Origin of the sequence: Niallia sp. FSL R7-0648, assembly GCF_038007005.1 — a bacterium.
Lineage (GTDB): Bacteria > Bacillota > Bacilli > Bacillales > Cytobacillaceae > Niallia > Niallia circulans.
Genome location: NZ_JBBOWE010000001.1, coordinates 1,752,575 through 1,771,819, shown reverse-complemented (window position 1 = coordinate 1,771,819; position 19,245 = coordinate 1,752,575). Strand labels below are relative to the sequence as shown.

24 protein-coding genes and 2 pseudogenes are annotated in these 19,245 nt (G+C 32.0%); 5 read left to right on the top strand and 21 right to left on the bottom strand.

Translation table 11 applies throughout. The features are described from left to right. Positions 1–41: 41 nt before the first annotated feature. Positions 42–782 (bottom strand): SDR family NAD(P)-dependent oxidoreductase, encoded by a 741-nt coding sequence (locus tag NSQ89_RS08435; protein ID WP_047944956.1) that lies wholly within the window; start codon positions 780–782, stop codon positions 42–44. 126 nt (positions 783–908) lie between these two features. On the opposite strand from NSQ89_RS08435, the gene NSQ89_RS08430 reads away from it, so the two are divergent. Then, complete coding sequence (locus NSQ89_RS08430; RefSeq protein WP_341132477.1) at positions 909–1,763, top strand: LysR family transcriptional regulator; 855 nt, start codon at positions 909–911, stop codon at positions 1,761–1,763. Positions 1,764–1,932: 169 nt separating this feature from the next. Here the strand turns inward: NSQ89_RS08430 and NSQ89_RS08425 are convergent, their stop codons facing one another. From NSQ89_RS08425 to NSQ89_RS08395, 7 genes and pseudogenes are all read right to left on the bottom strand, one after another. Next, positions 1,933–3,027, bottom strand: a complete 1,095-nt coding sequence (locus tag NSQ89_RS08425) for a hypothetical protein (RefSeq protein ID WP_341132476.1) — start codon at positions 3,025–3,027, stop codon at positions 1,933–1,935. An 85-nt stretch (positions 3,028–3,112) separates the two neighbouring features. Beyond that, positions 3,113–3,958 carry a C39 family peptidase gene (locus tag NSQ89_RS08420; RefSeq protein WP_047944959.1) on the bottom strand — a complete coding sequence of 282 codons (846 nt, stop codon included), beginning with the start codon at positions 3,956–3,958 and terminating at the stop codon, positions 3,113–3,115. A 311-nt stretch (positions 3,959–4,269) separates the two neighbouring features. Further along, a pseudogene (locus tag NSQ89_RS08415) lies at positions 4,270–5,339 on the bottom strand (IS3 family transposase). A gap of 239 nt (positions 5,340–5,578) precedes the next feature. Beyond that, complete coding sequence (locus tag NSQ89_RS08410; protein ID WP_341132475.1) at positions 5,579–6,064, bottom strand: tetratricopeptide repeat protein; 486 nt, start codon at positions 6,062–6,064, stop codon at positions 5,579–5,581. A 499-nt stretch (positions 6,065–6,563) separates the two neighbouring features. Next, positions 6,564–7,037, bottom strand: coding sequence for a DinB family protein (locus NSQ89_RS08405; RefSeq protein ID WP_251687147.1), 474 nt, complete (start codon positions 7,035–7,037; stop codon positions 6,564–6,566). 192 nt (positions 7,038–7,229) lie between these two features. Beyond that, entirely contained in the window at positions 7,230–7,823 is a 594-nt protein-coding gene (locus NSQ89_RS08400) for a dienelactone hydrolase family protein (RefSeq protein ID WP_341132474.1), read from the bottom strand. A 160-nt stretch (positions 7,824–7,983) separates the two neighbouring features. After that, positions 7,984–8,271: a hypothetical protein gene (locus NSQ89_RS08395; RefSeq protein WP_144581340.1), complete on the bottom strand. Its 288-nt coding sequence runs from the start codon at positions 8,269–8,271 to the stop codon at positions 7,984–7,986. Between the two features lie 881 nt (positions 8,272–9,152). Between NSQ89_RS08395 and NSQ89_RS08390 the strand changes: the two genes are divergently transcribed. Further along, positions 9,153–9,647, top strand: coding sequence for a GNAT family N-acetyltransferase (locus NSQ89_RS08390; RefSeq protein ID WP_341132473.1), 495 nt, complete (start codon positions 9,153–9,155; stop codon positions 9,645–9,647). A gap of 244 nt (positions 9,648–9,891) precedes the next feature. Next, positions 9,892–10,134: a hypothetical protein gene (locus NSQ89_RS08385; RefSeq protein WP_341132472.1), complete on the top strand. Its 243-nt coding sequence runs from the start codon at positions 9,892–9,894 to the stop codon at positions 10,132–10,134. A 17-nt stretch (positions 10,135–10,151) separates the two neighbouring features. On the opposite strand, the gene NSQ89_RS08380 is transcribed toward NSQ89_RS08385, so the two are convergent. From NSQ89_RS08380 to istA, 11 genes and pseudogenes are all read right to left on the bottom strand, one after another. Further along, on the bottom strand, positions 10,152–10,589 hold the full coding sequence (locus tag NSQ89_RS08380) for a hypothetical protein (RefSeq protein WP_144581337.1): 438 nt from the start codon (positions 10,587–10,589) through the stop codon (positions 10,152–10,154). A 21-nt stretch (positions 10,590–10,610) separates the two neighbouring features. Then, positions 10,611–11,189 (bottom strand): TetR/AcrR family transcriptional regulator, encoded by a 579-nt coding sequence (locus NSQ89_RS08375; RefSeq protein ID WP_341132471.1) that lies wholly within the window; start codon positions 11,187–11,189, stop codon positions 10,611–10,613. A gap of 13 nt (positions 11,190–11,202) precedes the next feature. After that, entirely contained in the window at positions 11,203–11,514 is a 312-nt protein-coding gene (locus NSQ89_RS08370; protein WP_047940253.1) for a DMT family transporter, read from the bottom strand. Between the two features lie 7 nt (positions 11,515–11,521). Then, positions 11,522–11,860 carry a DMT family transporter gene (locus tag NSQ89_RS08365; protein ID WP_061800467.1) on the bottom strand — a complete coding sequence of 113 codons (339 nt, stop codon included), beginning with the start codon at positions 11,858–11,860 and terminating at the stop codon, positions 11,522–11,524. Between the two features lie 789 nt (positions 11,861–12,649). Continuing rightward, positions 12,650–12,859: a hypothetical protein gene (locus NSQ89_RS08360; RefSeq protein WP_061800469.1), complete on the bottom strand. Its 210-nt coding sequence runs from the start codon at positions 12,857–12,859 to the stop codon at positions 12,650–12,652. A 75-nt stretch (positions 12,860–12,934) separates the two neighbouring features. Further along, positions 12,935–13,120 carry a hypothetical protein gene (locus NSQ89_RS08355; protein ID WP_172866901.1) on the bottom strand — a complete coding sequence of 62 codons (186 nt, stop codon included), beginning with the start codon at positions 13,118–13,120 and terminating at the stop codon, positions 12,935–12,937. A 127-nt stretch (positions 13,121–13,247) separates the two neighbouring features. After that, entirely contained in the window at positions 13,248–13,583 is a 336-nt protein-coding gene (locus tag NSQ89_RS08350) for a hypothetical protein (protein WP_251687140.1), read from the bottom strand. 48 nt (positions 13,584–13,631) lie between these two features. Next, the gene (locus NSQ89_RS08345; RefSeq protein ID WP_341132470.1) at positions 13,632–14,675 is read right to left on the bottom strand and encodes a DUF1835 domain-containing protein; all 1,044 of its coding nucleotides are present in this window, start codon (positions 14,673–14,675) and stop codon (positions 13,632–13,634) included. Positions 14,676–14,696: 21 nt separating this feature from the next. Next, positions 14,697–14,879: pseudogene (locus NSQ89_RS25355) on the bottom strand (DUF6241 domain-containing protein); the annotation flags it as partial. A gap of 161 nt (positions 14,880–15,040) precedes the next feature. Continuing rightward, entirely contained in the window at positions 15,041–15,799 is a 759-nt protein-coding gene (gene istB / locus NSQ89_RS08340; RefSeq protein ID WP_061801337.1) for an IS21-like element helper ATPase IstB, read from the bottom strand. Beyond that, complete coding sequence (gene istA, locus NSQ89_RS08335) at positions 15,799–17,088, bottom strand: IS21 family transposase (RefSeq protein WP_061801336.1); 1,290 nt, start codon at positions 17,086–17,088, stop codon at positions 15,799–15,801. Before istA ends, istB begins: the two co-directional genes overlap by 1 nt. A 456-nt stretch (positions 17,089–17,544) precedes the next feature. Here istA and NSQ89_RS08330 point away from each other — a divergent pair, with 456 nt between their 5' ends. Then, entirely contained in the window at positions 17,545–17,850 is a 306-nt protein-coding gene (locus tag NSQ89_RS08330) for a hypothetical protein (RefSeq protein ID WP_141232309.1), read from the top strand. Next, the gene (locus tag NSQ89_RS08325; RefSeq protein WP_047940247.1) at positions 17,851–18,054 is read left to right on the top strand and encodes a helix-turn-helix transcriptional regulator; all 204 of its coding nucleotides are present in this window, start codon (positions 17,851–17,853) and stop codon (positions 18,052–18,054) included. Between the two features lie 129 nt (positions 18,055–18,183). Here NSQ89_RS08325 and NSQ89_RS08320 read toward each other — a convergent pair whose 3' ends face one another. Both NSQ89_RS08320 and NSQ89_RS08315 read right to left on the bottom strand, forming a co-directional pair. Then, on the bottom strand, positions 18,184–18,549 hold the full coding sequence (locus NSQ89_RS08320) for a DUF2294 domain-containing protein (RefSeq protein WP_047940244.1): 366 nt from the start codon (positions 18,547–18,549) through the stop codon (positions 18,184–18,186). Between the two features lie 186 nt (positions 18,550–18,735). Next, on the bottom strand, positions 18,736–19,233 hold the full coding sequence (locus tag NSQ89_RS08315) for a carbonic anhydrase (RefSeq protein ID WP_336045450.1): 498 nt from the start codon (positions 19,231–19,233) through the stop codon (positions 18,736–18,738). Positions 19,234–19,245 lie beyond the last annotated feature (12 nt).

The following is a 19,245-nucleotide window of genomic DNA, read 5'->3' as shown; positions in this document are numbered from 1 at the left end:
CTTAACTGCAGAAGACAAATAGCTATTACTAATCCACTAATTTAGAGAGTTTGACCATTATCTATAGTAAATACTTGCCCGGTTATAGATTTTTGAGTTAGTTGAAAAACTATCGCTTCAGCTATATCATCTGGTGTGGAAATCCTTTGAAGTGGTAATTCACCTGTAAGTTGATACATCTTCTCTTCATTACCAGCCCACCACCTTGTTTCAACAGCTCCAGGAGAAATGCTATTAACTCTTATTGAAGGTGCCAATGCGATAGCCAATGACTTTGTCATCGTATGTATAGCAGATTTTGTTGCTGCATATGGGATAGACGAACCTATCCCAGTCATTCCTGCTACACTCCCCATATTTACAATTGCTCCAAAATGTTGTTTTTTCATATAAGGAACAACCGCTTTTATGCAATAGAACATGCCCTTCACATTAACATTGAAAAGAGAATCCCATATATCATCTGTTACTGCATCTAAGTCATCCATAGCTATTTGGGCTGTGATACTCGCATTATTTACTAATCCATCTATAGATCCAAAAGTTTGAACAGTTTGGGATACTAATTCCTTTACTTCCTTTTCGTTTGCTACATTTGCTTTATAAGCAATAGCTATCCCGCCATTTTGTTTTATTTCATTAACAACTTTATGAGCTTCCTTTTCAGATTGATTGTAATTTATCACTACTTTTGCACCTTCAGCAGCTAGTTTTATAGCTGCAGCTCTTCCTACTCCAGTTCCAGCCCCAGTAATGATTACTACTTTATTCATTAATTCCATTTCCGTATCATCCTTACTTATTTTTATTTGTACTATTACATTATGCTTTAATTAAAATGAGGAGTATAATACAGAATAATGAATTAGGTATCATTTTAAATGATAACAGAGAGAAGGGCGAAACTATTGGAAAGTCATGAATTAAAGATTTTCAAACACGTTGCTGAATTGCAATCAGTATCTAAAGCAGCCGAAAAATTAGGATATGTACAACCAAACGTTAGTCAACGAATAAAAAATTTAGAAAATGAACTAGGCGTGCGATTATTTATGCGAAATAATCGGGGAGTAACATTGACTGAAGAAGGGAAAAAACTATTAGATTATACAAATGAAATACTACAATTAATAGACGAAGCTAAGACAGCTATTAATCCTAATAAGTGGAGAGAACCATTAAAAATAGGAGCTTCTCAAACAATTTCTGCCGTTAAGATTCCTTCCTTACTTTCTGCATTTTTAAAAGAATCTAATAATCTAGATGTGAAAGTAAGAACAAGTAATAATTTGATGTTAGAAGAAATGCTTTTCTATGGTGAAGTGGATGGTATATTTGTAAATAGCAGTAAAAATACATCTGATTGCGAGATTGTTTATAGTTACTTAGAGAAAATTATACTAATTTCCCCTATACCTAACCCAATTCTTATTAATTCAAATCAGACGTTGATAGTTAATAGTGATAAAAATTGCATATATAGAAAACACTTATTAGAGTGGTCCAAAGAAAGCAATTTTCATAGTTCTAACATCATTGAGTTTGATTCTCTTGAATCTATTATTCAAGCAGTTCATGATGGATTGGGTATCAGCATAATACCTGCAGACATTGCAAAAACTCGAAAAGGTACCGAGGAAATCATATTCACAGAATTACCTAAAAAGATAAAAATAGACTTTTTAATCAAAAAGAAAAAGCATCACTCACCAGGTTTAAAAAAATTCATTCGCTTTTTGCGAGAAAATAATGAACTAAAATAAAATAGATTATTTTAGGTGGTTTATTGATTTATCGAACTAATTCTTAGATGCTGCTACTTTTAACTTCTAAAGTGTATATTCTGGCCGGATAATATATTACAACTCCAGTTTGTATCCTCGCTCAGATTATAAAACTGCTAGAAACAGGTAAATCTAGCAGAAATACAATTTATTCCGGTAACTTAGATGTTATAATTAGTTTCTCATCTTTATTTTTCGTCTCTATTTTCATTAAATAAACTCCATTATTAGCCGTCATATCAAAAATATCATTATCTTCAATTTCCCCAATTTTTTTTATATTCCCATTATCAATTTGATATTTTTGGAAATGGTTACTAACACCAGTACCAACAAAAACATGATTGCTACCATCCACTCGTAGTCCATTAACTTCCATATACTTACTTGAGAATTCGTTTGCCTTTTTCGTTTGTGTATCGAAAAGAACCAATTTATTGTCTGCAAAAGACTCAGTAAAGAAAGCTAAGTAAACAATTTGGTGATCATTTAATAATTCTCCCCAGCCAATCTTCTTATGAGGACTTTGGAATTCTTCTAACTTGTGCGTTGAAATATTATATAAATAACAGTAGCTTTTTCCTTCCCTTATATCTGTGAAAAGGATTTTTCCATCTTGAATGGATAAAAATGCATTATCAAGAGTATGTGTTTTTAGATTAAAAACAGTTTTATTACGATGTGTCTTTAAATCTCTTATCATAACATAAGATTGATTTTTATTTTGATCAAAATATATCCATGCTAGATAATTATCAGCTAACACAGGAAATTCATTTTTGATCGACTTATCGTTTTCCTTTGTGATCGGCTCAATTTCCCTTGTTTTTGTATTCATGATATATATGTTTTTCTGATCCCCAAAATCATCACTGTCTACCCATGTAACCCATTTATCATTAGCTTTTAGCCCTTGAATAGAAGAACTATCGAATTTTGTTGTGAATAGTGTTTCAACTTTATTAGTTTTTCTGTTGTATTGGATGATTTTATTAGCCATTCCTGAAGGGCTGTTATCAGCTGCACTCATATAAACATTGTCTTTGTAAGCAGCATAGGATGATATTTCTTTATAGGGTAAATTCACATTCACATCAAAATCTTTATCATAAATCTGAGTCTTTTCCGATGATTTAGAATTTGTTGCTGATGACTTTTTTGTTTGAAGTAAATGATTACCATAAAATACGATAAATATAAGTACTAGTATAGTTATTAATATAAATGTATTTTTTCTCGTCATTACGCCCCTCCTTCTTCAATATACAAATTTTTGATTAAAATATAATATGAAAGGTTGTAAGATTCTCACAACCTTTAATGTAGTATTACCAAACCATAACGGGGTTAGAACCCTTTGTCTCTTTGTCAGCTTCATATACTGCTCGAGCTACCCCTTTTTTTGAAACTGTTGTCTTTAATTTTGACCAATATGTTCCCCCTTTTGTAAATTCAGTGTGATGATTTGGATCAACTAAACGAAATTCATCTGCATTTTTATCATACCCGCTTACTGTAACATAGTGCCTATATTTTGTCCCTCTATATTGTTCTATAAAATCAGTTCTCGTTAATAGAATTGGTGCAGTTTTCTTATTCCGTAATGTTGTCTTTACCCGAGTTTCTAATTTTACTGCCGGCTTTGAATATTTAGCGATATTCCCAACAATATAGGGGTTTCCACTAAATTTATACACATATTTATATTTATTAAGACCATCAGCTAAAAAAGTAGATTTTGTACCACCACCGTTGGGGAGAGTACCTATTGTGTTTCCGAAATGCTTTTGACTCGGAAGTTTATCAGAACTACCACTTTTCAATTTATGAAAACTTAGAGATTGTCTACCAGCAGCTACTCCGCAAAAGTTACTATACTGCTGCTTATTATATTTAACAGAAATCGTGTAATGCTCATTGGTTTTAGCAGCTACCTTCGACATAGCTTGTTTCTTTTGAAAGGCCTGTTCTTCTCTTTCAGTTTGTTTATCTCTTTTCTCTTCCAGAGAGTTATAATACTCTTCATTTTGAATATAATTTGGATCATTTAATGCGGCACCCGTACTAATATCATCATTCGCTTTGGTTTCAGTTTCAGCAAATACAGAAATTGGTATTATCAAAGCAGTACTTATAATTGTTACTAAAACTAATTTTATTAATTTTTTATTCATATTATCTTCTCCTCATAAATTTCATTGTTAAATATATCCTAATAATACCATAATATAGAATTCAGAGAAGAGTTTTTTCCTTTCTATAGAAATAGCAAGTATTTTGTACCCTACAGAAATTTATTGAAGGAAATTTTATAATACTCGTATATTTGCTGAACCACACAAAAAACTTCGAATCTTTTAATCTCGAAGTTTTTAACTAACTATATTTCTCTAAACATTATTTTACTTTCCGTTTACTCTGATTCTTTCATCATATAAATAATTTCTTCAATTGAAAGTGTATACAGTGGTATGTCAACACAAAACTAGACAACTTTTTTTAGGTGTTTCTGTTTATATTCAATAGGGCTTAAATAACCTAACGTTCCATGAATTCAATGTAATTAAACCAATTCACATAGTCGTATAATTCCCTTGATAATTCTTCTAAACTAGTAAAATGCCTTTCCTTAATAAACTCTGTTTTGATAATTTTAAATGTTTCTTCTGCCACTGCATTATCATAAGGACAGCCTTTCATGCTTAATGATTGCTTTATATCGAAAGTCTCTAAAGCTTCATCTATTAGCTTATTTTTAAATTCATTTCCTTGATCCGTGTGGAAATATCGAATCTTTCTTAAATCCTTCTTAATGGAAGAAAAGGCGCGATATACGAGTGCTGCATCTTTGTTTGGACCGGTACTTTGTCCAATGATTTCTCGATTAAAGAGATCAACAAATACACATACGTATTGCTACTTTTTATCGACCCTTACGTATGTCAATCACTAACGACCACTGTCATTTCTTCTTCTTGATGAAAAGCACGATTTTATTCATTTTGTTGCTGGGATTCATTGCACTTCTTTGAATGTGGTTTGAATTGAGCCACAGTATAAGAGGAACAAGCCCTTGTTCCCGCATAATGCGACCGATTCGGCGTCTAGAAACGATAAATCCTTGTTTTTTTCATTCCACTTTTATCTTACGTGTGCCGTAGTTCTGCCGGCTTAAGCAAAAGATTTCGATGATTTTTGAGGTTATATCATCCTCTGACGCTCTTTCTTTGGCTTCATAATAATAGGTGTTTCTTGAAAGCTGTAGGACTTTACACATTGCTGATATCGAGTATTTGTGTTGGTTATTCTTAATTACATTTACTTTCGTCCTAGTATCAGCCCTGCCTGCTTTAAAATGGCATTCTCCATTTCAAGTTGCTTGTTTCTTTTCCGAAGTTCCTGAAGTTCCTTTTGTTCGGGTGTTATATTATCCTTTTCTTGAAAGGAACCGGTAGTTTGATGCTGATTAATCCACTTATCTAAGGAAGATGGGGTTAACTCATATTCCCGAATGATATCCTTTCTTGGTTTTCCGTTCAGATATAGTTACACCATTTGTTATTTGAATTCTGCAGTAAATGTTCTACGTGCTCTTTTGGTCATGGTAGATTCTCCCCTTATTGTCTTATTGGTATTCTACTTGACCTTAAAATATCTGTCCAACTAAGTGTATCCTATCCATCCATTATTCATTTATAATAAAGTTTTTTATTAGCTAAGCTGTCCCTTTTGTGACATAGAGCAGTCCTCTCCTTATTTGAGGAAGGGACGCAAAACTTAGTTGAATATATAAATTACTTCCAAGTTTCATCTAATTTATCTGAATAGAAATTTATAGCTCTTTTATAACTTAGTAATTCAGTGTCATTTGTCGTATTAATTAAACACTTTAGTATCAGCTCCATCGCTTTACTATGTTCTTTTAAATTGTATAAGGTCATGGAATAAAATACTTGAATTGCATGATTATCTGGGAATAATTCCATTCCTTTTAGGAATACGTCTTTTGAATTTTCATATTCTCCTAAAGCTCTATATGTACTCCCTAATCCCAATATAGCACCTTCCATATCCTTAGAAGGTAATCCTATTTTTATAGCATTTTCGTAATATGGCACCGCCTTTTCTTCTTCTCCCAATATATCAAAGCTCCAGGCATATTGATAATTATATATAGCATCCTCTGGGAAATCCCTTACCAATTCACTAAGCACTTCGTTAGATTCTTTAAAATTACCATTCTTCCGTAGATTTAAAGCTTTATTAAGTTTGATATTCATCACATACATCTCCAATTCTTTTCCTCTACGTCTTTTATCCTAACGCAGTTCTATTAGTAATTCTATTTGAATCATTAAATTCCTTCCTTCGCTACACCATTTGTTCTATGAAGAAAAATAAACTGAAATGGAGTATTCAACAAGAAAAATCATTCTAAGGAGTACTTGAAATGGCCTTTATTGAAAGAGAAAAATGGATATTGCTTGATGGTAATTCTAGTATTAAAAGTACTAGGTCTCAAAAAGGTCCACTTCCCACCTATAGGAAGGATTAATGAGAAGAAATATTGATTTAATTTATGTGGGTTAGGAGAATGTACTACGGATGTGTTTAGACATGGAAAAGGAAAAAATATCATTACATTCGTTTATGATATAGAAAATCTACTAAAATTGGGAAAATAGAAATTTTTCCTGATGGAATGTTATTTATATTTAACTAAACAAAATTTCAAGTTAAATACAACAGATAATTTTAGCTTGCATAGAAACTTTTGCACTAATAATCATATAGTTTAAGAGCAGATTTTATTTGTTTAAAATGATGTAGATCGTGTTCCATTAATCCTTTTAAGTACTCATAAAGTGTTAGTTTAGATTGATTAATCTGTAATTCCATTAACCAATTATCATCAGATATGTTGCTTAACTGATTAATTAACTCGTATCGAATATGTATGCATTTTTTAAAGGTACTCTCTATATCTTCGGTTCTAGCAATTAATGCAGATTGAGAGTTTAAATCATCAGCTTTAGAACCTTTTGGCAAATCTTTAGCTGATAATAAATATGGAATTCTGTATTGTAAAACAAATTCATCCCAAGCATAAAAGTGGCCTATGATTTCTATGACAGACCATTTTCCTTCTCCAATTGGTTTTCTAAGCAGATTTTCATTAAAATTTTCTAATTTTTGTATAAATCCTATAAATTTCTGTTGATGCTCTAAAATTTCTAATTTCTGTTTTAGCAATTGTACCACCCAATATATTTATTCGCATTTATTTGCGAGAACCTCGAATAAATATTTCAAAGTCCCAAAATCTTCTTTTGGTAACATTTCATAAAAGAATGCTATTTAAAAATAAGGCTCGATTATTGAATAACCGATAAAAATCCTTCATGAACTTGCCCCTTTAGATGAATATCAACCTTGTTTAATAAATCAATGTTTCTTTAAAAAGTTTAGCATTTCATTGAAAGCTTGTTGGGATGATTTCTCATTAAATTTTATAGAGTATGGGTCGCTAAATCCGTGATGTCCAAAATATTTATGTACTTCTATATTCTTTTTATCTAAATTTAAAATTAACTCATCCACACTAAATGATTGCTCCACTTGAGGAAAGAATAAAATTATAGGACATAGTGGTACTATTTTCGTGAAATTCCTTATTCTCGAACCATAGTATCCCACAACCCCATCAAGACAATCTTCCTCGCTGCACAACCAAGCAATCGTTGCCCCTACACTAAATCCAATAATATATATTTTTTGATATTTATTTTTAACACCTGCTAATAAATTCTTTATTTTATCTGCAGCATCGGAGAATCCTACAGTCTCCATAAAATTGTGATAGGCAATTATCTCCTCAGAATAATCAAATGATTGTTCTCGTTCTAATAAGTTTGGGCAGATTACATCAAAATCCTGTTTTGATAATATATCACAAAAATTCTTTATATGTTGATTAATGCCATAGATTTCATGTATGACAATAATTAAATTATCTGATTTTCTCAGTATTTGAAGCATTTTTATTTCTCCTCAAAGGTAATCTTCAATTATATAACCAATAGAGATTAAATCATTTCTTATTCAACTATCCTCCCTCAATAAACAAACACTTATCTCTTAATACGCAGCTATTCTCACTATTACTATATAACTTGTTTAGCCTGATAAATTGGGGTTATTAAGGTTCTCGGAAACCATACAGAGCAACAAATGTTACAAATAGACTAGTTAATATCATTGAAATACTAAAAAGAAATAATAAAATTCTATACTTATTCCTTTCTGCGAAAATAGCAAACAAGAAACCTATAATATTGTATAGATTTAGTAAAACAATAAAGGGATATCCCTTAGTTCCAAAAGATAAAGCGGTAAGAAGCTTTTCATCATTTTGTAACAACGAAATAAACAGAAGAAATCCTAATAATGTGGAAATTACAGACAAAATCGAAAAGAATTTTCTCATTTTCCTCCTCCAAATATTTCTCTTAATGACTAAAAGTAAATTTTTTACATAGGTTATATTTAGTATAACATACTGCCATTATTTCCAAAGACACTATGTTTGCTTCTATTTAATCTAACTCTGCGGTAAGTTCTTCTGCCAGTGCTTTTTAATGAAAAAATGATTGAAAGTCTGAGTTTTCTCTTATGTTATAAATATAATTAGAATATATGCCAGTAAGATATTCAAACTCAACAGTTAACTATCTCTATCCCTCACATAAGTCACGTCAAGTGGTCTTTCTTAAATTTGTTCAAAAGTTTTGATGTGTTTTTCTAATTAACATTCATTGGTTCCATTTTTGATTTAAATTTATCTAAGTGCTCTGTCATCTATTGATAAAACATCATTCTTCTTGCAGATATAAACAATTGCAAGGAGTGAATTAGCCAAATTGTGAATTTATCAGCCAAAACTAGGAGCTTATCAGCCAAACTTCATTTTTTTCAGCCAAAGTTAAGTGGGAATCAGCCAAACTTCGATTTTATCAGCCAAAACTAGGGGCTTATCAACCAAACTTCATTTTTTTCAGCCAAAGTTAAGTGGGAATCAGCCAAACTTTAATTTTATCAGCAAAAATTAGGAGCTTTTCAGCCAAAGTTGCCTAGGAATCAGCCAAACTTTGATTTTATCAGCCAAAGCTAGGGGCTTATCAGCCAAACTTTAATTTTATCAGCTAAAGTTAAGTGGGAATCAGCCAAACTACATATATCCTGAACTTATTTCTTCCACACCTCGTTATTACTATATAAATATCCTCACCTTTAGTTTCTACATAGTTTAAGAGAATGATCTATGTTACTATTTATTGGTAAACACCATTAAATGGAGATGAGGTAAGTATGATTACTGTTAGAGATATGAATAGATTAGATATAGATTCCATCCGGGAAATTGCTGCTGTCACTTGGAAAAATACATATAGTGAAATCATTCCAGAAGAAATACAAGCGAAAGTTTTAAATGATGCTTATTCAGATGGTGAAATGGATAAACGACTTAACTCTTCTTTAATGCTTGTTGCAGAAAGTAAGGATGAAATTACAGGATATGCATTTTTTTCAGGAGATTTATACAAGAAGGATATATACTTAGAGTCCCTCTATATCCATCCAAATTTCCAAGGGCAAGGAATCGGCAGACAATTATTGAACATAGGAGTTAATAAATTCTCTGATCCTTGGACTCTCTCGTTAACGGTTTATAAAGGAAATCCTAATATATCATTTTATGAAAAAGAAGGATTTAAGATTACCAAGGAAAATAATGGGGATTTCTACGGGCATCCAATGATTTTCACTGTAATGACAAAAGATTTAAAAAATCATTGTTCTTAATAAGAGTAGAGGAAGGTCTATTAACTTGTTCTTTTGTTTTTGCTTTAGATGGTACAAAAAAGTTAAAATCAATGCTAAAACTACCAAAATAGTTATGAAAAATACGCTTACCTGAGCATAAAAGGGCTAATTTATAATAACTTTCTAAAAATTATGCAACATTTAAATTTATTGGTAATAACCCTCGTTTTTGTTTGAATATATTGTAAAATACATTACTGCGATAAGTGACTGGTGATTTTAAATGACTACAAATGGATGGTTGTCCCTGCTTATGGTAGGTATTTGTATTATATTATCCTTATTTCTCAGCACCAAAAATGCAGGGTTTTTCTTCTTGGTTTCCCCTATTTTATCTCTAACGGGCATTGTCTTGGTTATTTTTTCAAAAAAATGGAGCAATATTATCCTTGGAGTGCTTCTAAATGGGGCAGCAGGTGTTTTTTTTACATTAGTAGCATTTGCAGTAGGATTTGGTGAGGCTTAAAACCTCCATTCCATTTTTTACTCCAATAGATAGCTTTCAATTAAAGCATCTTTTGGACTTACACTTTTGATAAAGGATATTTCCTGTTCCGTAACATTGGGAACAAAAATCTCTGTTCCCCAATGACTGGAATGTAATACCATCGTTTTACCATTCATTAAATTTACCGTAAACCATTTTAACGCTCCAGCTTTATTTGAAATATATTGAGTGAAAGCAGCTGTGTTCTTCCCGTGGAAGATCGTTAATTTATCCTCTTGAATTATGTCCGTATCAAGATAAAATTGGGATTTAATTTCTTCTATTGTGGTTGTTTCTTCATTCCAACAATGAATTTCAATACTATCTGCTTTTTGTAAAAAGTACTTCATTATTTGGCGCCAATAACTATTTGGTTCTAAGGAACTATTTTGTTCTGTATTTAATGGGAAATGCATGATAATGTTTTTTTGCAATAATTTCCCCTCCTTTCTTATTTAACTGGAAACACCCTTCCAAAAAACATCCCATAAAGCTTCTAGCTTATCATCTACTCTTTTTTCCGAATTAAAATAAACTATTTCTACCATAATTGCCATGATGATTCCTGTAAATGCTAGGTTAAATGTGTTAGTATCTTTTACATAAATTTGGCTATGTTCGATCCATTTGCTGCTTTTTTGAGCAATTAGTTCTTCTTGAAATTGCTCTGCTTCCAAAACCTCTTTTTGGATGACATCATATAAATGTAAGGGTGGGAAAAATCCCATTCTTAGCCAAAACTTCAACATTTCATTTTCTTGGAACAATTCTTTTGTGTATAGTAAATATTCGTAAAGAAAAGTTTCAGGATTATGACTGTTTTTTTTTTCAAAAAAATACGCTTTGCGTGTTATCTCTTCTGCTTTTGCTTCCCTTAATACTTCAAGAAATAATTCATCTTTCCCTTTAAAATGAGAATAAATAGAGGCTTTCTTTATCCCAGCTTCCTCTGCAATTTCTGAAAGAGAAGCTCCTTCAAACCCATTTTGCAAAAAGAACTTAATTGCCGCTTTTTTTATTTCTTCTTTTTTCATCGGACTCTCTCCTTTACGAGATTAGTTTTAAACCAACAGCTGCAACAAGTATCATAGAAATAAATAAAATTCTTTTGCCATCCTTTGGTTCTCCATATACAAACATCCCTAATAGAGCAGAACCAACTGTACCAATTCCAGTCCATACGCCATATGCCGTTCCCATTGATATAGTTTTCATCGCATAGGATAACAACGCAAAGCTACACATAAATCCAATGACTAAATAAAGAAGTGCATCCCATTTTTTCATCGTTAACCGTTTAATATTAATAACGCCAATTATCTCACAACAACCTGCTGCAATTAAAGCTAACCATGCCATTTATTATTCAAGCCTCCTCTTGATTTGCTGCTTCATCTGTTACCATTTTCAAGCCAATTACCCCAATTAATAATACAAGCATCAAAATTATTTTTGCTATATTAATCGGTTCATTAAATAAAACTATTTCTGCAATCACTGTCCCTGCAGTTCCCAATCCTGTAAATACAGCGTAAACTGTTCCAATTGGCAAATATCTTGTCGTATATATCATTAGATAAAAACTAATGACAATTGCTATTATGGTTCCACTCCATTCCCAAAAACTTGATGCATGTTTTAAGCCAGAAACCCACGCAACCTCCACGATTCCAGCACTAAAAACCATCATCCAATATTTATTCAAATTAATTTCCTCCCTTATACATTACTACCAACCGTTCGGTAGTTAATTTTGTCACACAATAGTCTCTACGTCAAGACAAAACCTGAGAAAGTTTTCTCCAGTAAGGATTCAGTTGTAATTTGCTAAACTGTCAAATTGATTAACATAAAAGGAAGATGGGTGTTAGATTATATTTCTTTCATAGTTTCATGTGGGAAGATCTATTTGTTAATCCAAACAAAAAAGAGAAATTATGTGTGCTAATTTCTCTTTCGGGGTTTTTCACTTAGTATTATGCATTATCTTATCCAATTCACTTACTAATAATTTTTTTCAATGCAGATAGTTCTTCATCATTTACTTTCAAATTCTCAGCATACATTTGCTCTCTAGGTGTCCACACCATACTGGGTGAGTTGGATTAGGTTTTTGTTCGCTGCTTGGGAAAATGTGCCAGTGCATGTGAGGATCGCCATTTCCTAAAAGCTCATAATTATATACTGCTTCTGATACTCTACTCATTTCGGCAAGAAACTTATCTTTAAAATCACTATTCAACTCATACTTATGTTCTTTACAAAGGAACAATATATCGGCCTAATCACCAATAACTATATAACCTGTTTCCAGTTCTTTGACGAAATACTTATTGGTTCCTTTTTTAATCATTTCTATCCGGTTACCTATTAAACAACTTCCACTAAAGTACCTCCGTTTAATTACAAAAAAAATCATAATTGTTGATAGTAAACTTGATTTCTTTATCTCTATGTGGATAATTGCTTTCTCTTCCAGTAAATATAATTATATTTAGCTACTTCGTTTTTTAATGGTATATAACAAGGTTCCTATCAACATTCCCAAAGATACTCCTGCTCCGTAGCTGCCTATTGCTATAAATACATGCCCTGCAATCATAGCAAATGTACCTAATAAGGAACCAGCTAATAATCCAAAAATCATTCCATATATTAAATAGTTTTCCAATTTGGGATGTTTATTCCCTTTGTTAGTAGGCATATTTGTCCCCTTTGTCAAAGGCATTTTCTTCTTGAATGTTCACCTTTTTCGAGCTCTATTTTTACTATCTTTTAGTCATTTTGGTGGTTGGCTATTTTTTGTATTTATTAGAAAATATGAGCTTCCGCCCGTAATAATGCCACCTCCAACAGTGAACGCTGTACCAATCATCACCCAATTTGCGGATAGAAAAGCAGATACGTAAATTCCAGTCATAAATAGGAATATGCCAATGATTATCAAGATCGTAACTTTATTCATTTCATCCCCCCTATTAGTTAACTTAGTTTCTTTGTTTGAAATCCATTTAAACATGATTTTTACTATATTTATACATACGTTTATGGGGCCATTTAGTTTCGCTAAGTTATATAAGTATAAATATTTATTAATTAGGAATGCTGCCTTCCTTCAAATTCCTATTTAATGCATCATAATCCTTCTTTTTAAAAGAAACAGCTATGCTAGCTACTCTCCTCGAGTTTGGAAAGAGCATTAATTGTTGATGAAACTTTATTCCCAATGGTCCTATTATTTGGTATATCAAGTTCAATATGAAAAAACAGTCGGAATCTACGCCATCTTTTAAATGGTTTTTAATATTTATCACAACAAAGTTGTCTATGATTTCAAATCTCGGTTTTCGGGGAGAAATATTATTTAGTTTGCAGAGCTTCTTTATTGCTAATTTAAAAATGTCTGTTTGTTTTTCATTTTCTATCATTAAAGATTCTCCTTAACGTTTACTATATATAGTAAACAATGAAAGATTTTAATACAGATAACTTTCTTGCAGCTTTACACTGTAATATCGCATGGCTTTAGGAACCCCTTCTAGTTCAAATATCCCTTTTAATACTAATCGGATTAATCGATATTCGAAGTAAATATCTCCGATTCTTTGATTGAGATTTCCAATAATCTCTCCTATTAGCCGCGCAGATTTTATAAAATCTGCGCTATTCTGTTCTTTATGTAATAATTTAGCTGTTTTTATTATATAATTATCGTAATAGTCTTCTGCAACACTATTAATTTTCTTATCCGCCCAGATTCTTAAATTTTTATTCTGTTGGGATATTTGCTTCCACTCATTTATGTACTTAAATCGTGTCCTCATTGTAAGTGGCTGTTTCCGGTTATTTTTTTGATAAATGGCTTGTAACTCCTCAGATGAAAACAAGCCAGTATGTATTGCATAGTCCTTTGCATCCGATTTGAAAGCTATCTCTTCATAAGATTCCAGAGGATTAATTAAGAAAATATCATTCGTTTTATTTTGTAATAAAGAAATAACAAAGCGTTGTGCCGTTTGTTCATCAGCATTTTCACCTGCCCAAATGAAGATATGGGCATGTTCTTTAATATTCTTTACTTCTAAAATTGTTTTATAGAATCTTCTCTTATAGCTTAATAAGTACTTCTCATCATAATTAATATGGTTTATTAACCATTTGTGCCTAAGTGCGAGCCCCATTTCCTCCTCTATCTTCCATAAAGGTCCAAAGGAAAAATCATCTGAAAAACAGATAACTTTTTCCTCATCCTGCACTCCCATTTCTTTAAGTGCCATTCTTAAACTGCCAGCAGCAGACTCACCAAAAGCAATATGTACAACCTTATAATCCCTTTTATTTTCAATCTTTGGTTGAATTGTTTTAGCCTGTAAATAATTTTGATAAGTTCTTCTTAAACTTTTCGCAAGTTCCTCATCTGGCTGTTCTTCCACACTTATTTGGAGCAGAATAAGAAATAACAATGACCTTACTTCTTCTTCACTTGTATTCTCAACGTATTCTTTTAATTTATGAATCATAATTTTTCCCCTTTTGACTAGTTAAAATAGTTTTGTATTTTCAGTTACTTCTCTTCCCTTTTTCATCAACAGATAAGATATTAATATTAGCCTCTCCAAAATCCCTAAAAGGATATCTCTATTGGAGAAACTACTGTTTTTTACAATATCATAAAGCCTGTCCACTCTATCATTAGTCATTTGCACTGCGCCCCACTTATCGGACGCGTATACTTTTTAATTTCTACTAGTAATATACTTTATTATTATCTTTCTATACCAATAATAACATAATATTCCAACTATTGAATTATTTATAAACAAAAAATATGGTATAAATGTCAACACAAATATGTACATTTTCGCTCGTTTAAGGATGTACAAAATCACTCGTTTTCTTGCACTAAATGATCCTTTAAACGATAGGAATTTCCCACCATTGTCACAACCTTCGCATGGTGTAAGATGCGATCTAAGATGGCATTTGCCAGCTTAGGCTCCTGAAATACTTCATCCCATGCCTTAAAGTTTACGTTCGTTGTTAAGATCGTACTGCGCTTTTCATATCGCATGTCAATCAGTTGGAAAAATAATTTCGCATCTTCTTGATCAATTGGCAAATAACCAATCTCATCAATGATTAATAGTTTATATTTTGTATAATGTTTTAGACGAGTTTCTAAGCGGTTCTCCAATCGTGCTCGTCTTAAATTCTGAATTAAATCATGGCATTTAATGAAATAGGTACTTGTTCTTTTCTTTGCTGCCGCAATCCCTATGGCGGTGGCCAAGTGTGTTTTGCCAACACCACTTGGTCCTAAGAAAACAATATTCTCGTTCTCTTCAATAAAGCGAAAGGTTAGAAAATCTTGAATCTGTTGCTGATTGACTGAGGTTTGGAAAGTGAAATCAAAATCTTTTATTTCTTTCATATGTGGAAATGCAGCCACCTTTACCATCGACTGCGTCATATTTTGTTCTCGCACATCAATTTCATAGTTGGTTAACTTGATTAACGTATCAATAAATGACAGCTGGTTCTGGACTCCGAAATCAATTACTTCATTTAAATGTAGAGTCATTTGCTTCAGCTTTAGATACTCTAGGTTTCTTAATAATTGTTGATAATTAGTGGATAGATTCATTATTTATACACTTCTCCAATCGTTGCTAGATTTTTCTTTGCCAAATCATCGATTTCCGGATAGTTATAGTAAGGGGCTGAAACAGCCAAACCTGCTTTATAATGTGCTTCCTGATAATTTAGCTTCGCTTTGCTGATTGGATGCTGTGCAATAAGTTTCATGTTATAATAAATCCATAAGTTGTTATCATACACTTGTAAACCTACTTTCTTTCCTTGATATTCTGGTGGTACGGAATACTGGTTTGATTTGTAGGAGATCATGTTGGATGCATTGACTTTTACTTGTGTGTGCTTAATGCGATAGGAATCTCTTACTTTATCAGTTGGTAGCTGGAGTAAGTGGTTCCTTTCTTTTTTATATTCAATCATTGGTATTCTTCCTGTCCCTTGGTGAATCTGGTGATTCACTCTGTTGGCTAACTCTTGTATAAATTGATGCAGTTCCTCTAAAGAGAATTGTCCTTGATAGGCATGAATTTCGTCTAACAATTTCATTGTCGTTTCGACTTTTCCCTTTGTCCTTGGTCTGCCAGCGATACAGGCTTTCACTTTAAAGCCAAAGTCTTTTGCGAATTGCTCAAACTTTGCATTCACTTTACCCGGATAATGTTCCGTTCTTGCTTCATCCATCACTGTTTTCATATTATCCGTAAGGAGTTCCTCAGGAACACCGCCAAACGTTTCAAAAGCTTCTGTTAGAAAGGAAAACAGCGTACTTTGTGACTTGGAAATACTCAAGTGGAATACTCGCAATCTTGAAGTAGATAGAATAAGCGCAGCTACATTGATCTCGACCTGCTCGCCATCTTTTGTTTCATATTGAATATTTTCCTTCCAATCTAATTGAGCTTGTTTACCTGGCGGAGTTTCATAGCGAACCGTCCCCTTCGGAGAAGCAATACGTTTGTCCTCCACAAAGTAAGCATTAAATTCAGGTATTCGAGCGATATAGGCTCGAAAGGTCGAAGCACCACAGTCTAAACCGTGATTATCCTTTAAGTACTGCCAAAGCACCCGCCGATAATAAAACACCTGTTTAGAATCCTCAGATAAAAGAGCAGCGATCACTTCATAATATTCATCAATTTTTGAGGACTTTTTTCTTGTCCTCTTGGGGACAAAACCATTTAGATATTTCTCAACTGTTCGTCGATCTACTCCAAGTTCTTCAGCCAATTTACTCTTATTAATTTTCATTTTCATATGCTCCATTATTTGTTTGAATTTTGGTAAGTCTGAAAGACTATTAATCTCAAAATTAACATCGACATTTAATGATATATACATGACTAGTCACCTCAAGACTAGTATGTAAAATGAAAGCAAATTTGTACATATTTATCCAAGCATTATTGTACATATTTAAAATAGCATTTCTAAATATGGCAAGTTAGAGCTTAATCAAACATCTATTATATTCACTAAGGAAATGAGGAAAAGGGATTATACTTGCTTTATGCAGATTATTAAAATCAATGGAGAATTATTAAAAATACAGTATTAGGATCTATTTATTTACTTTAGCTGCAAGCCTAGGGGGGCATGTACGTTACAGTAAAAGTAAAGGTACGGTCATTCCCCCACTTAACCTTATATGGACTTGGCTTTAAATTTCTATTGTTTCATTACATGATTATTCCTATTTGTCACAAATAAAAATGTAAAAACAATTTGACATTTACAGAACAAATGATAAAATAAAAATGTAAAATACTTTTTACTTTTTTAAAAAAAGGAGATTGAATGATGAATTGGATAGTTGCTTTATCACTTATTATTTTTGCAATCTGTACTCTATTAATTGTGACGAATCTGGTGTCATTACCAAAATTAGGAGACGAAAGAGCAATTTACATTAAAATGAGAGCACAATCATACACTTTTGTAGTTGTAATCGGTATTTTATTGTTAGAGATTATTGAGTCTATCTATGTAACAACTTGGACGAACAGCCATTATGAGGGGATGAAACCATTTAGTTTACTTGTTACAATTTCAGTTATATATTTAATTTCATTACTATTATCTAAGAGGAAATATGGTGGATAAATGAAAAATCGTATTAGAGAATTAAGAAAATCGTCAAAATTATCTCAAGAAGAATTAGCAAAACTATGTAATGTGACAAGACAAACGATAAATGCAATTGAAAATGATAAATATGATCCTACTTTACAATTAGCATTTAGCTTAGCCTCTGCATTGGCTACCACGGTAGACGAACTTTTTATATACGACACTGTTAGCAAATAATGAGGCAGTTATAAAGAATAAAAACCCAAATTGGGTTTTTATTCTTTATATGAAAGAAGATAAATAGAAGTTATGCGCAGTCTGATTAAGTGTCTTTATTTTCTTTTATAAAAAATTGATAATAACCTTTTACGCAAAGAGATTTTCTACATTATTATATAATTTAAATACCATCACTCGTTCACCTGTACGTGAGCTTAAGTCTGTATGAAAGCTTTTTACTTCCTCTCCAGTAATGGTTAATATACATTTTTTTAGTTCTTCAACACCTGATTCCACTAATTCGGAGCGTGTTTTCTTAATGGTTAATAGTCCTTCTTTTGTTTCACACACCGTATATTCCGCTGGTGTTAGAATGCCCTGCAAATTCACTATGATCATATCGCGTAATATATCAGTTTTAACAGATAAGGATCCCCGACCAAGAAAATCCTTTTCCCATTGTGTTATTGCTTTACTTATTTCTGCTTCACAAGCACCTTTTGTTAATTTCATTTTATTATGCATCCCCTATTAAACAGATAAAAACTTATTTTTCTATTTTTGTCTTTCAAGATGATTCAACACTCGTATATCCTATATCATTAAGCTAAATACAAATCGGTTTAAACCTCTTTCATATAAAAGAATATATACTAATCTGATTTGCAGCACCATCAGCATTAGCATATTTTAACCTTTTTAAGCAGTTTTATTTGTATTTATTTCCACAACAGAAGACTTTCCATCTTGATGATTAATCAGTAGACCTCTCACTTTTACTGTTGGCGGCACTAATGGATGATGACAAATCATCTTAACACAATTTTTGATATTGTCACCAGTATTTTGTTTTCCATTTAGCCATTCATTAATCGTTTCACCAGTAAATTCAGGCATGCTATTTTGAAAAAGATAATCCAATGTCTGGATTCTTGACTTAAATTGTCCTTCTAGAGAAATAAAACGATTGACCTCATTGCTTGTTCCGACAACAAAAATTTCTTCTACATTTTCCTGAAAGACAGCAATAATAATTGACCTCATTATATCTCCAAAAGGATTGGAGATAACAGGACCAAAGCATTTTATAGTCAGCATGTTTTCTGGCTGTATATTGGTTTCCTCTTTTATAATAGATTCCAATCCATCTCCAACATCCATCAAAAATAACACTTTTTTTGTTTTATCTAAAATCATCTCGTACCCTCC

Coding starts and splice junctions, on each gene's coding strand:
- istA (WP_061801336.1), bottom strand. CDS start 17,088: ATGTATATATCATTAAATGTCGATGTTAATTTTGAGATTAATAGTCTT.
- NSQ89_RS08435 (WP_047944956.1), bottom strand. CDS start 782: ATGGAATTAATGAATAAAGTAGTAATCATTACTGGGGCTGGAACTGGA.
- NSQ89_RS08395 (WP_144581340.1), bottom strand. CDS start 8,271: ATGAGAAAATTCTTTTCGATTTTGTCTGTAATTTCCACATTATTAGGA.
- NSQ89_RS08360 (WP_061800469.1), bottom strand. CDS start 12,859: ATGCCTACTAACAAAGGGAATAAACATCCCAAATTGGAAAACTATTTA.
- NSQ89_RS08345 (WP_341132470.1), bottom strand. CDS start 14,675: ATGATTCATAAATTAAAAGAATACGTTGAGAATACAAGTGAAGAAGAA.
- NSQ89_RS08375 (WP_341132471.1), bottom strand. CDS start 11,189: ATGAAAAAAGAAGAAATAAAAAAAGCGGCAATTAAGTTCTTTTTGCAA.
- NSQ89_RS08350 (WP_251687140.1), bottom strand. CDS start 13,583: ATGATAGAAAATGAAAAACAAACAGACATTTTTAAATTAGCAATAAAG.
- NSQ89_RS08410 (WP_341132475.1), bottom strand. CDS start 6,064: ATGAATATCAAACTTAATAAAGCTTTAAATCTACGGAAGAATGGTAAT.
- istB (WP_061801337.1), bottom strand. CDS start 15,799: ATGAATCTATCCACTAATTATCAACAATTATTAAGAAACCTAGAGTAT.
- NSQ89_RS08325 (WP_047940247.1), top strand. CDS start 17,851: ATGAAAAATCGTATTAGAGAATTAAGAAAATCGTCAAAATTATCTCAA.
- NSQ89_RS08400 (WP_341132474.1), bottom strand. CDS start 7,823: ATGCTTCAAATACTGAGAAAATCAGATAATTTAATTATTGTCATACAT.
- NSQ89_RS08370 (WP_047940253.1), bottom strand. CDS start 11,514: ATGGCATGGTTAGCTTTAATTGCAGCAGGTTGTTGTGAGATAATTGGC.
- NSQ89_RS08390 (WP_341132473.1), top strand. CDS start 9,153: ATGATTACTGTTAGAGATATGAATAGATTAGATATAGATTCCATCCGG.
- NSQ89_RS08315 (WP_336045450.1), bottom strand. CDS start 19,233: ATGATTTTAGATAAAACAAAAAAAGTGTTATTTTTGATGGATGTTGGA.
- NSQ89_RS08420 (WP_047944959.1), bottom strand. CDS start 3,958: ATGAATAAAAAATTAATAAAATTAGTTTTAGTAACAATTATAAGTACT.
- NSQ89_RS08385 (WP_341132472.1), top strand. CDS start 9,892: ATGACTACAAATGGATGGTTGTCCCTGCTTATGGTAGGTATTTGTATT.
- NSQ89_RS08320 (WP_047940244.1), bottom strand. CDS start 18,549: ATGAAATTAACAAAAGGTGCTTGTGAAGCAGAAATAAGTAAAGCAATA.
- NSQ89_RS08425 (WP_341132476.1), bottom strand. CDS start 3,027: ATGACGAGAAAAAATACATTTATATTAATAACTATACTAGTACTTATA.
- NSQ89_RS08355 (WP_172866901.1), bottom strand. CDS start 13,120: ATGAATAAAGTTACGATCTTGATAATCATTGGCATATTCCTATTTATG.
- NSQ89_RS08330 (WP_141232309.1), top strand. CDS start 17,545: ATGATGAATTGGATAGTTGCTTTATCACTTATTATTTTTGCAATCTGT.